Annotated in this window: 10 protein-coding genes; 1 reads left to right on the top strand and 9 read right to left on the bottom strand. The window is 55.2% G+C overall.

Annotation, left to right across the window (positions count from 1 at the left end; translation table 11 throughout):
• Positions 1–24: 24 nt before the first annotated feature.
• The 6 genes from L9O85_RS04010 to L9O85_RS03985 form a co-directional block, all read right to left on the bottom strand.
• On the bottom strand, positions 25–297 hold the full coding sequence (locus L9O85_RS04010) for a DUF6870 family protein (protein ID WP_276757926.1): 273 nt from the start codon (positions 295–297) through the stop codon (positions 25–27).
• Between the two features lie 332 nt (positions 298–629).
• The gene (locus L9O85_RS04005) at positions 630–1490 is read right to left on the bottom strand and encodes a tyrosine-type recombinase/integrase (RefSeq protein ID WP_108979505.1); all 861 of its coding nucleotides are present in this window, start codon (positions 1488–1490) and stop codon (positions 630–632) included.
• Between the two features lie 300 nt (positions 1491–1790).
• Complete coding sequence (locus tag L9O85_RS04000; protein WP_301579662.1) at positions 1791–2552, bottom strand: hypothetical protein; 762 nt, start codon at positions 2550–2552, stop codon at positions 1791–1793.
• A complete protein-coding gene (locus tag L9O85_RS03995; protein WP_301579661.1) occupies positions 2545–4377 on the bottom strand; it encodes a cell division FtsA domain-containing protein in 1833 nt (610 codons plus the stop codon). Before L9O85_RS03995 ends, L9O85_RS04000 begins: the two co-directional genes overlap by 8 nt.
• Positions 4378–4523: 146 nt before the next feature.
• Positions 4524–6335: a methyl-accepting chemotaxis protein gene (locus L9O85_RS03990; protein ID WP_077138792.1), complete on the bottom strand. Its 1812-nt coding sequence runs from the start codon at positions 6333–6335 to the stop codon at positions 4524–4526.
• 63 nt (positions 6336–6398) lie between these two features.
• Positions 6399–7103: a cell division ATP-binding protein FtsE gene (locus L9O85_RS03985; protein ID WP_050625216.1), complete on the bottom strand. Its 705-nt coding sequence runs from the start codon at positions 7101–7103 to the stop codon at positions 6399–6401.
• Between the two features lie 79 nt (positions 7104–7182).
• Between L9O85_RS03985 and L9O85_RS03980 the strand changes: the two genes are divergently transcribed.
• Complete coding sequence (locus L9O85_RS03980; RefSeq protein ID WP_301579660.1) at positions 7183–8022, top strand: C39 family peptidase; 840 nt, start codon at positions 7183–7185, stop codon at positions 8020–8022.
• Positions 8023–8087: 65 nt separating this feature from the next.
• Here the strand turns inward: L9O85_RS03980 and L9O85_RS03975 are convergent, their stop codons facing one another.
• From L9O85_RS03975 to fliD, 3 genes are read right to left on the bottom strand one after another with little or no spacing between them, the layout of a single operon-like run.
• Positions 8088–8480, bottom strand: a complete 393-nt coding sequence (locus tag L9O85_RS03975; protein WP_050625217.1) for a hypothetical protein — start codon at positions 8478–8480, stop codon at positions 8088–8090.
• Positions 8481–8494: 14 nt separating this feature from the next.
• Positions 8495–8869, bottom strand: coding sequence for a flagellar export chaperone FliS (gene fliS / locus L9O85_RS03970; protein WP_050625218.1), 375 nt, complete (start codon positions 8867–8869; stop codon positions 8495–8497).
• A gap of 31 nt (positions 8870–8900) precedes the next feature.
• Entirely contained in the window at positions 8901–11462 is a 2562-nt protein-coding gene (gene fliD / locus L9O85_RS03965) for a flagellar filament capping protein FliD (RefSeq protein ID WP_301579659.1), read from the bottom strand.
• Between the last annotated feature and the right edge of the window lie 182 nt (positions 11463–11644).

Genomic DNA, 11644 nt, shown 5'->3' with positions numbered 1-11644 from the left:
AGCTGTACCTCAAGGCGGAGCTGGCTAGATCATAGTAGAGAAGATCGTCTTCAGCTGTTCCTCCAGGGTCGTTCCTTCCTCAAACCCCACCTTCACCACGATCTTTCCGCATTTGTAGCAATAGGGATTTTTAACCTGTCGGATAAAAGATGCGATCCGCTCCTCCTTCGGAAGGGAAGGGTCGATTTGGATATCCTTCAAATCGACCAGATCATCAGGGGATACTGTTTGGACATCCACAGCCTCCAAAGCAGCAAGGTCAATTTGTTGGAGCGCATCCAATTCATATTCACTCAATCTCGGCACAACCTTTCTGTTCGCTTGTGTCTTATAGCTATTCAGAGGCAGCCTGTCCATATTACTTTTTATATCCAACAGCACTATTCCCTCAGGGTGCAGAGGGTATCAAATATCTGTCAAAATGAAGATTGCAGATCCTAAGCGTCAAATGAGGGGCCGTCCAGCCCCTGGAAAGGCTGGGCGGCCCCTCATTTGATGCTTATGCAGGGAAAGCCTGTTCCTAATATGGAAAACAGGAGTGGCTCGCTCACACCGCGCCACTCCGTTTAAACCTTCGTATCATCCTGCCCAAGGTGCCTTTTGTCCTGTCCGTACACTTGCTCCCCGATTCAAACACTCTCTTCCCATCCGTATATCAATTGTTCTTGATCTAGAATCTGCTCGTAGGCTTTCGCAAATAGGAAATCCATATTGGCATAAATAGACCGCATGGTCTCTTTATACAGCTTCCGCAGACACCTGGGATTTCCTTTTCCTTCTGGTATTTTAGCCTCCAGACACATTCTTCGGATACTGTCGGAGATCTGTGTCCTCCGCATCGGTTTTTTCTGTCTGGTCAGGAACAGGGGGCCTGTTGTGATCCCGCTCCGCTTTGCATAGGACAAGAGCTCCTGACACAGGCACTTTGGGAGACGGATGATCTCTCTCCCGCCGCCTCTGTTTATCACCAGTTTTCCCTCTTCTGCGGCCTCCACTGTCAGCTTGGATGCCTGCTGCACCGGAAGATCAACATTAGCAAATACCTTTATCAAAAAATAGACCCGCTCGTTCTTCAACGCCTTTGCCGTCTGCAGCATACGCAAATATTCGTTGCGCGTCAGCTCCGGCAGCACCTCATCCGCATCCACCATCAGGGTCTTGATCTGAAATTCCCTGTGCCCCAGGAAATCCGCCAGGGTATTTCCCACAGAGAGGAATCGGTTTACCGTGCGGACCGCATACGATTCCTTTTGAAGGTTCTCGCTCCATTGCCTCAGTGTATCCCGGTCCATCACTTTCTCTTCCGGCAGCCACTGATACAGCATCTCCACAGCCTGTCTGTAGCTTTTAATGGAGCCCTGATCCATTCCCTTATTTTTCATGTATGCCTCGAAGCTGTCAATGAGCTCTGGTGTCAGTTTGACTGCATCATTTTGCGGCATCAAAGTGCCTTCCGCCATATTCCCCGGATATTGTATCTGATGATCCATATCGTCCCACCCAGTTTTTCCTCTTTTATAAATGCCTGTCCGACAGCCTGCACTTTCTTCTGCCGAAAAATAATTTCCCAGGCAGTCTGAACATCGACCGCCTTGAACAGTGCCCGCCGTCCCCTGCGTCAGTGCCAAAACTGACCAGCATCTTTTCTATCACGCTGTCCATGCATCGAAATTCTTCGCGATCAAATTTTACTGATGTTCTGCGGACCCACTGCGGAAAAAGGGCATCAGCCCAACGCATCACTTTTCTCCTGAACTTCTATCCCGCTTTCAGGCAGTCCTTCCGCCCCCTTATGTCAGCGCTGAGACTGCATCCTCCCCGCGGTCAAGCCGATACAATCCGCTCCCATCCTCTGATACCAGGTAGGTATCCAGGATCTGGTGATCCTCTCTTCCGTAAGCGTTGATGCAGTAGCAGGGCATCCCGTCCACCATCACGATCCCCTCCTCCGGGAACAACAGATAGGAACTCATATCACTGCCGCTCAGTCCCAGCCTCTCCGGAGGCATCTCTTCCAGAAAGTGCACCGCCTCCTCAACTGTAAGGGACTCTGCCTCCTCTTCCGCCCCTTCCAGCAGAACAGGCGTGATAGAACAGGACTGTGTCTGCCATCTGATCTCCAGGGCAAAGATTCCGTCCCCTTCTGCACACTTTGTTCCTACCGTCACCTCCCCCCTCTCCGCCTGAAAGTCAGGCTCCTCCTTTGGGGCGTCTCTGCTGCCCAGAATGGAGCAGTCATAATTGTCCTCCAACATCTGCACATATTCTGCCGCGACCTGGTTTCCGGACTCGAGCCCGGAGTATTCATAGGTCGGCTGTCCCTGGGCCTCATCTATGTCCTGGTCCCCGCCGGCCTGTGTATTCTCCTGCACCGAACAGGTCATTTCGCTGCCCAGGGCCACCAGCTTGGTCAACGCGGGCAGTGCATCTGATCCGATCCCATAATTGTCGGGCGGCTCGGCTCCTCCGCCGCATCCCGTCAGGGTCAGGCACAGCGTCAGTACGCCTCCCGCCAGATTTCTCCAGCTTCCTTGTTCCATCCGATCACTCATATTGGATCTCCACTCTATCCCCATCATTCAGCCGCTGCTGAAAGGTGCAGTCCGCACCGTTCACTGTAAGCCGCACCGGCCGCTCTGCATGTTTGAAGTCGATTCCGGACCGCTCCAGCAGGTCCATCAAATAGTAGGGCGTACCATCCGCCTTCCCTGGAAGGGGGAGCGGTCTGCCATTAAGTTCGATCTGTATTGGCGCCCCAGCTGCCTTCTCCTTCTCCGGCCCCTTTTCAGATACCTGCACGGTTTCCAGGCTGTCGCCCGTGCTGAGAGGAGTGTCCGGCGCCAGCAGTTTTCCCTGGCACGCCAGTCCTCCCACTCCCAGCTGTCGGCTCAGCTGACCCGCGTTCAGTTCCTGATCCTTTCCCGCCTTGGCCGGCTCGAACTGGATCACATCTCCCGCATGGACTATCTGGGAGGGCTTTGCCTCCACTCCATTGATCGCAAGCCTCGCCGGGAGGGCAGGTTCTCCATAAAATACAGTCCGTTTCCCATCCAGGTAGAGCATCAGGCTCTTTCCGCTCCGGCCCAGCAGGTCGCTGTGGGTAAAGCCATTCATCATCAGAAGCTCCAGCACTGTCACCCTCCCGCTCCGGAACAACTTTGCCGGCTTCCCGTTGAGCACGACCCGATAGCTGTCGCTGATCAGTCCCAATCCCGCTGAGACCGCGATGCCCAAAGGTGTGGTATATTCCGGATCGTCCAGGTCCTGGATATCGGAGCAGGCGCTGTTCTGGAAGTACCGTCCGGCCACAGCTACCCGTTTTCGGTCCATCTGCAGCGCATCTGCTACCCGTCCGCTCAGTCCTGCCAGTTTGCTGCCCCCGCCAGCCAGAAACAGCGCGGAAGGCGGTCTCTCATTCAATTCCAGGACCCGGCGGGCGATCTCATCGGCCAGCCGCTGGACCTCCGGCTCTATCATAGAAAAAATTTCCTCGTCCGAACAGCTCTGCTCCACACCTACCACGTCTTCAAAGGAAATGGGTACCCCCTTCCCCAGCTGCATCTTGATCCGCTCCGCAGTGTGGTAGTCCACAAGGCACGCCCGCATCAGCGCCTCTGTGATCTCATCCCCGGCCACCGTAGCCATTGTGTAGCCCACAACGCCTCCATCCCGGCACAGAGCGATATCCGTGGTCCCGGCTCCAATATCCACCAGCGCCAAATTCAGCAGGCGGATGTCCTCCGGGATGGCTGCGTTCAGGGCCGCAATCGGCTCCAGGGTCAGGCTCGCCACCTCAAGTCCCGCCTCCACCATCACTGCGTACAGGCTGTCCACCACTTCGCTGGGCAGAAAGGTAGCCACCACGGCCGCCTCCAGCACCTGCCCTGTGTGTCCTTCCAAGCTGGTCATGGGGTAATGGTCAAGCCGAAGCTGTGTAACAGTGTACCCCACCAGAAACATCCTCTGCTCCTGCTCCTTATCCTGAAGGGTGCGTTCCGCCGCTGCCACCGCCTCCAGCTCCAGTTGGCTGATCCGCTCTCCCTTCACGATCTCCGGAGCGGAGAGCTCCAGACAGTACTCTCCCCGCTCCGTTCTCAGGGCTCGGCCGGCCGCAGCCACACAAGCCCGCTCCAGCTTTCTCCCGCTTCGCTCCTCCAGGCTCTTCGTCACCTCGGAGACTACCTTTGCCACCTGCCGGATATCTTCGATCTGTCCATCCAGCATGGTACGTCTCTCATGCGGCCGCCTCTCCACTTCGAGGACCCGCATTTTATCCTGCTCCTGCCGGGCCAACAGCCCGATCACGCTTCTGGTCCCAATGTCCAGTGCATAGATCAGATCCTGTTCCTGGTCCGAGTGTCTGCTGGTCTCTTCCATGGAATTACCCCCTTACGAAAGCGGGAAGGCTATCTTAAAATTTCTTTTAAGACAACCTCCCCACCCCGCCTGTTTATCTATCTGCCGGATATTCTTTTTCAGGTGCTGGCTGTGCCCCTTTTTTCTTTTCGCACAGCTCCCGGCACTCAGTATTTGCTGAACCGGTTCTCTCCCTGGGACAGCTCCAGCCCACCGACCGGAATGGCGGGCTCACACTGGCCGACAGCGGGCTCCTCAGTTCTGGCACTCCCTTCCTTCAGCCGGAAGCGCTGGATCATCTGCTTCATGACGACCGCCTGGGAGGAGAGCTCTTCACTCGCGGCTGCAGACTCCTCGCTGGTGGCGGAATTGGTCTGGACCACAGCAGAGATCTGATCCACGCCCGTGGTCAGCTGAGCAATCGACTCGGACTGGGCAATGGAATTCTCCGCCAGCTGATCCAGATAGTCAATGGCAGTACCGGAATATTCCACAGTCTCCTCCATGCTTTTTACCACATCTTCCACCAGAGCGTTGCTCCGCTCCACATGAGCAATGGCATTTTCGATCTGCTTCTTTGTCTGCTTGGCCGCCTGGTCCGACTTGGAAGCCAGATTCCGCACCTCATCCGCCACCACGGCAAAGCCCTTTCCGGCAGAGCCGGCCCGTGCGGCTTCCACCGCCGCATTCAGCGCCAGAATATTGGTCTGGAAGGCAATGTTTTCAATGGTCTCAATGATCTTTCCAATGTCTGTCTGGCTCTTCAGCACGTCGCTCATGGCCTGGCGCATCTCCTGCATCTTCTGATTGCAGGCCTGGGTCTTTCCGCCGGCCTGGTCCGCCTTTTCCTTGGCAACTCTGGCAGTCTCCGCATTCTCCTGTGCTTTCTGGTCCAGATCAGAAATGGTAGCGGAGAGCTCCTGGACTGCGCTGGCCTGCTCGGTAGCGCCCTGCGCCAGCGCCTGGGCCCCATTGGACACCTGTTCGGAACCGGCAGACACCTGCTCCGCACTGACACCGATCTGAGACAGGGTATCGCTCAGGTTTCCATTGATGACCCTGACAGACTTGAGAACGGACTGGAGTACGCCAACATACATGTCCACGTTTTTGGAATGTACGTCAAAATTCCCGTTGGCCATCTCTTCCAACAGATAGCACTCATCCGCAATGACTTCTTTTAAAACATGCTGGCTGGTACGCAGGGCCTCACACATATCGCCCAATTCGTTCTTGCTTTTAAATGTGACCGGGATATCCATGTTGCCCTCGCTAAAGCCCACCAGGGCGTTGCGGACCTCCTCTGTGGGGCCGGTCACATTCCGGATCAGCGCAAACGCCAGGACCAGAACACCGATGGTAGCAGCCACCATAGCGGCAATAATCGCAAAGAAAGTTCCCTTCACGCTGTTCTCGATTCTGGTCCGCTCCTCGGCCATGCTCTTTTCCAAAAAAGTATCCAGTTCAGTGGCCGCATCCCCCATCTCTGTCTGAAGCGGGGTATCCTCATTGTAAATGATCTCTTTTGCCTGCTCCAGATAGAGCTCATTCCCGGTGCTGCGATACTGCTGGTAAAGGCCCATGATCTTTTCCGCAACCGCTCTCCACTCGCTGTTAATGCTGTCATACTTTTCCAGCAGCGACTGGTCCTCGATCTGACTGGGCCATGTCTCATACAGGCTTTTGGTATAGGTCTGCATCGCCTCCAGAGCCGCTTCCGCCTGCGCGATCAGGCTTTCGTTGGCACTGCTTTCGGGGACCAGAAGCGCATCACGGTAGTTCCGGCCCGCCGTAATGGCATTGACCCGCGCATTCAGGATGGCCATATTGGTCTCTACATCTTCATTCATAAGCGTCTCATACTGGCCCCTTTGATTGTTCATCATCATGAGGGAGGCAATAATGAGCGCTACAGAAATCACAATAGTGATCCCATATCCCAGGATCAGACTTTTTTTGACCTTCATATTTTTCAGCATGGCAACTACTTCCTTTATCTATTTTATATTTATCTCGATCAGTTCTGCGATACTCTGCTCTTTCTACATCACATCTCCATACCTTCCATTTCTCACATCTCCAAAGATCCTCCCGTCCACCAGAGTGATCACACGCTTTCGCATGAGATTTACAAAGTTTTTGGCGTGCGTGGCCATGATTACCGTTGTACCCAGGCGGTTAAGCTCTCCGATCAAGTGAAACAGATCCCATATAGTGTCCTCGTCCAGACTTGCGGTAAGTTCGTCCAGCACCAGCACGGATGGGCTGTTGATGATGGCCCGGGCCAGCTCCACCCGGCGGCACTCTCCCAGTGACAGTTCCACCGGATACCGTTTCTCCACATCCTTCAGTCCGACCATACACAGCGCCTTCCGAATGCGCTCCTCCATCGGCACCTTTCTCCGCCCCCGCCCTATCATGGATGCCATGGCCAGATTCTCTTCAATGGTCCGCTTTCTCATCAGCTGGGAGATCTGCGGCACATAGCCGATGCAGCCCGCCTTTCTGGGATGCCCGAATCTGCGCTGCTGCCCTATGGGCACATTGTCCAGATAAACCGCTCCGGCAGTGGGAGTGATCTCCCCCGCGATCAGGTTCAGCAGAGTGCTTTTCCCTGCGCCGCTGCTGCCGGTAACAAAGACAAATTCCTGCTGTTCAATGGTAAGGTCGATCTCTCTCACCGCGGGAACCGCTTTCTTTTCCTGCTGATAATATTTACTCACCTGTTCCAAGCGGATCTGTGGCATACTACGCTCCTTTTCGCCCCTTTTTCTCTATACATCAGGGCCCGGATTTGCTATAATCAAATAAAGAGGAGTGGTTTTTTTGTCCCGTCGATCAAAGTCTCATTTCAGGCGCAGGCTGGTCCTCTGGGGCCTGCTGGCCCTGTTGTGCATCGGTCTGACCGAGCTGGCGGTCTGCGCCTATGCCGACCCAGCCCTCTTTCAGAGGATCACAGCCCCTGCCTCCCAGCTCTTTCAAACCGTCCGCACCGCCGGTGCCGGACTTTTGGACCGGCTCACACCGGAAGAGGCCCCTGTCAGCCAGCTTGCCGGTGATCCTGCCATTTCGGAGGCACCGCCGATGGAGGACGCCAACGTTACAGAGTTCGCCGTCCGGGCCGATAGGGAGATCCTGACCGGCGGCACAGTGGCGCTGACTTATTACAATCAGGGTGAGGAGCCTTGGGCGAGCCGGCCTTTTGGACCAGATCCGATCTCCGGCTATGGGTGCGGTCCCACCGCCCTGTCTATGCTGGTCTCCTCTCTGACCGATCAGGACATCAACCCGGAGGAAATGGCAGCGTGGGCCTATGAGCACGGCTACTGTGCGCCCGGAAGCGGCTCTTATCTCTCCATCGTAGAGGGGGTCTCCCAGGCATATGGGCTCAGTGCTGAGTCCGTCCCGGACCTCTCCCCTGGCGAACTGCGTCAGGATCTCTCCTCCGGGCACATCTTTGTAGCTCTGATGGGGAGCGGTCACTTTACCAGCTCCGGGCACTTTATTCTCCTGCGCGGGGTCACGCTGGATGGAAAAATCCTGGTGGCTGATCCAAACAGCCGGGAGCGCAGCCTGGCCGCGTGGGACCCGGAAGTGATCCTTGCGGAGCTATCCCAAAGCCGCTCTTCCGGTGCGCCGCTCTGGCGCTTCTCCACCCTAAAATGACATCAAGCTCCCTCTGCCGGCAAGATGCCGGCAGAGGGCTTTTTTCCACCAAACAGCGGCCTGACTCAGCTTTGGTAAAAAGACTCTCTCCCCGCCAGCCGCCTGCTCAGAGCCTTGTCCGCCTGAAGCGTCCGCTCTAACAGCGCGCGGTTCCGTTCCACCTGGAGGGACAGGGCCTCTCCCTCCACTCCCGCCGGTTTTTTCCCGGACAGGATCTGGCGCAGCAGATCGCCCTCTTCCTTGGGCAGTCCGCCACATTGCTTTTTCAGCAGTTCCTTCTGATCTCTAAGCTGGTTGATCTGCTCCTGACGCATGCTCAAAAACAGCCGCACCGATACCTGATCCTGGCGGTCTACCGCATCCAGCAGCTCCCGGGTGATATCCTGCACCTCGGACAGGGCCCGATACATTGCCCGTTCTGCCGCCAAGGCTGCGTCAAGCTCCTGTTTGCTCAGCATCTTCTGTCTCTCCTTCAGCGGTCCGTCTGACTTTTATCCGCCTGTCGGAAGCTGTCCCTCAGCTCCGCCGCCATTCCTTTGACCCGGGAAAGCTCCTTCTGGTTCCTTCCATTTTTGACCCGGCTGAGCTCATAACAGAAATATTCATACAGGCGGTCCAGGTTCTGGCTGATCGGATACTGGCGGTCCAGCGTGTCATCCAAGTACCGGATGATCTTTACACTTCTGTCTACTGCCGCTTCAAAAGCAGGATAATGCTCCCGCTCCAGTTCGAGCTCTGCCTGGGTCAGCCGCTTCACCAGCTCGTCAAAGAGCAGGAGCAGGAGCTCTCCCTGGGTCATGGTGCTTAACGAGTCCTCCCGGTAGCGTTGGTATCCTCTCATATCCATAGGTGTTGGAATCCTTTCTCTCCTATCCGGCTCAATAGCCTCCCATTAAACCGGAAAGTGTGGAGCTCTGGGAGTTCATCTGCTGGATCAGGACCTCCAACTGAGTGAACTTGTTGGTATAATAGTCCACTTTGTTGGACATCTTATCCTGCCATTTTTCGATCTGTTCATCGATCTCTTTCATCTGATTCAAAAGTGTATTGTCCAGTGCCGCTGTGGGAGAGTACTGCGATCCCGCCTTTTCGATCAGGATGCCCTTTACATCTCCAGTCGTGGCAGCATAGCGGTCCGTCACCTTCTGAATCATCGTCATGAGACCATCTGTGGCCGCTCCGTTGTCCTTGCTCTTGGTGAAGGCATCCCGCACCTGGTCCGGGTTGGTCTCCAGAGCCTCCCGCAGCGCAGTCTCATCCAGGCTGATGGTAGTCAGTCCGTCCTCATAGCTGGTCTTGATCCCGATGGAGCGCAGGAAGGAGCCATCTGCACCGCCTGGCGCAACAGCGCTGCGCAGTGCGTTATACAGAGAGGACAGGTCCCGGTCCATAAAGAGGATCCCGGTCTTGGCCTTTTCCTCATAGGCCTTGATCTCACTCTCCGTCATCCCCTCTTTGTCCTTGTCGGTCAGGGGCTTGTACTTGGAGCCGTCAGACTGTTCCAGCGGCATGTCAGAGTACGCCTTTTTCACCTCGGAGACAATGGCGTTGTAATCTTCCACCATGGATTTGATCGCATCCACAATGGTGTCCGCATTCGTCTTGCTGGTAAAGGTAACGCCCTCACCGTCTGTTTTGAAGAGGTCCTCCGGCTTTTTATTCTTCAGCTCCTCGCTGGTAATGGGGTCCTTTCCCACACCATCTGCGGCATTAAACGTTCCGCTGAAGGTGATATTCATTCCATCCGCCTCAAAGGTGTTGGAACTGCGTGTGAATGTCATGGTCTCACCGTTGATGGTGGCCTGGAATATGGCGTCCTGTCCTTTCACATACCCGGGAGCATTCTCATTTACTGCACCGCCGAACAGGGCGGCCGCCAGATCCGTTGCATTTCCCTGTCCATCCACAGTCCCATATTCGATCTTACCGCCCTCGCCCGTCTCTTTGGCTGTAAAGACGAACTGGTTGGTGAGTTTGGAATAGCTGACGTTGACCCCCGCCTCTGTATTGCTGTTGATGCCGTTGATCACAGTTTCCAGCGCGGTGTCCTTGGTATAGGTCCCAATCTCCACCCCGTTGATTTTCATGGAATAGAGCTTGTTTCCCTCGCTGTCGATCCGGTTGCCATCCTGATCCACCAGATTTCCCGCTGTGTCATAATATTTCCCATCCTTTTCGATGGAAGGCTTGCTTCCATCCTCCAGTCCCTCGCCTCTCAGGGCAGTCAGACCCTTCATATCCTCTCCCAGCAGATCACCCAGCGTCCGGCTGGTATCCAGATATGAGGTCAGGCCATTCTCCCCCAGGCCCAGCAGCTCGTTGACCGAGGAATTGACGGACAGGGTGTTTCCATTGGCCACCTGGAACGTGAGGGCGTTGTTCGCATCTGTCGTTCCCACGGTGATCTTTCCGGCGCCAAAGGCGTCCGCAATGGACTCATTCAGAGTGCGTGCAAATGCCTTGATATAGGTTTCACCATTCTGCGGTGTCACCTCGCCCACTTTGATCTGCTTGGTCTGCCCGTTAAGGGTGATGGTAAGGGGCTTGTCCCGGAGATACTCTGTTGTGGATACGCGTTCGGTCACGGCTTTGTCAGTATCCAGCCGGATGCTGCTTGATTTGCCGCTGATGGTATCCTCCAGCTCCATCACCATGTCCTTGAAGTCCCCGGAAGCTCCGCTGATATAGATGCTGTTCCCGGCACCGGATTTGTCGCTGAACCCGATCCCATGAGGTCCCACTTCTACTCCGATCACCTCAGAGGCAGAGACCACATTTCCACTGGAAGTGGTGATTTTCTGGTCGGCCAGCTTTTTCTCTACCGCTTCCTTAAACTTATCCAAGTCCAGCTTTCCGTCTTTTCCGGAAAAATCCTCCAGCTCCCCGAAGTCCAGGGTGATGTTCTGATTTCCATAAGTCAGCGTGAGCGATCCGCTCATGGTGCTGACCTGTATCTCCTTCCCCAGATCGATCTCCTCACCCGCTACGGTGATCTGACCGTCCTTCGCACTCGCGCCCAGAGAGTTGTTGACCGTATAGCGGGCGGCGGTGGCAAGCTGGGCCACCGCATTGAGCACCACATTGCTGCTGGTCTTTCCAGAGGCAGTCACCAGATTGGAAAACGTCCCATTTGGGGTGGTCACCACCGCATTGTTGAAAAAGCTGGAACTGAGCAGGTTTGTGCTGGAGGTATAAGAGGCATATTTCCGTGCGAATTCCACCAGTTTGTTGGAAATGCTCTGGTACGCCTGCTGCTGCCACTGGAGCACCGTGCGGTTCTGCTCCAGTCCCGAAATTTTCTGCTGGTAGCCCTGGACCATTCCCTCGATCATGGATTCCGTGTCCAGTCCGCTGGCCAGTCCGGAGATGATGTTGGAATTTCTGTTTCCATAAATGCTTCCGCTGGAGGTGCTGCCAGTCAAGCTTCCGATCGATGCCATGTTTCCTTCACTCCTTTGACACGGCTGTCCCCCCAGGACAGCACTGTAATAGATTGACAATCCAGTTTATTTTGAGTAAAATCAATTTGCACATCGTTTTTACTCCTTACTACCTCGCTTTTTATATCGTCCGGAATCGTCAAAAATTAAGAGCTGATACCGCATTTTCTTGCGGCGCCCTT

The sequence above is a fragment of the Lawsonibacter asaccharolyticus genome (assembly GCF_022453915.1).
GTDB classification, from domain to species: domain Bacteria; phylum Bacillota; class Clostridia; order Oscillospirales; family Oscillospiraceae; genus Lawsonibacter; species Lawsonibacter asaccharolyticus.
The sequence above is the reverse complement of the archived record's forward strand: the minus strand, read 5'-3'. Positions and strand labels throughout refer to the sequence as shown.

Coding starts and splice junctions, on each gene's coding strand:
- L9O85_RS04005 (WP_108979505.1), bottom strand. CDS start 1,490: ATGGATCATCAGATACAATATCCGGGGAATATGGCGGAAGGCACTTTG.
- L9O85_RS04000 (WP_301579662.1), bottom strand. CDS start 2,552: ATGAGTGATCGGATGGAACAAGGAAGCTGGAGAAATCTGGCGGGAGGC.
- L9O85_RS03995 (WP_301579661.1), bottom strand. CDS start 4,377: ATGGAAGAGACCAGCAGACACTCGGACCAGGAACAGGATCTGATCTAT.
- L9O85_RS03990 (WP_077138792.1), bottom strand. CDS start 6,335: ATGCTGAAAAATATGAAGGTCAAAAAAAGTCTGATCCTGGGATATGGG.
- L9O85_RS03985 (WP_050625216.1), bottom strand. CDS start 7,103: ATGCCACAGATCCGCTTGGAACAGGTGAGTAAATATTATCAGCAGGAA.
- L9O85_RS03975 (WP_050625217.1), bottom strand. CDS start 8,480: ATGCTGAGCAAACAGGAGCTTGACGCAGCCTTGGCGGCAGAACGGGCA.
- fliS (WP_050625218.1), bottom strand. CDS start 8,869: ATGGATATGAGAGGATACCAACGCTACCGGGAGGACTCGTTAAGCACC.
- fliD (WP_301579659.1), bottom strand. CDS start 11,462: ATGGCATCGATCGGAAGCTTGACTGGCAGCACCTCCAGCGGAAGCATT.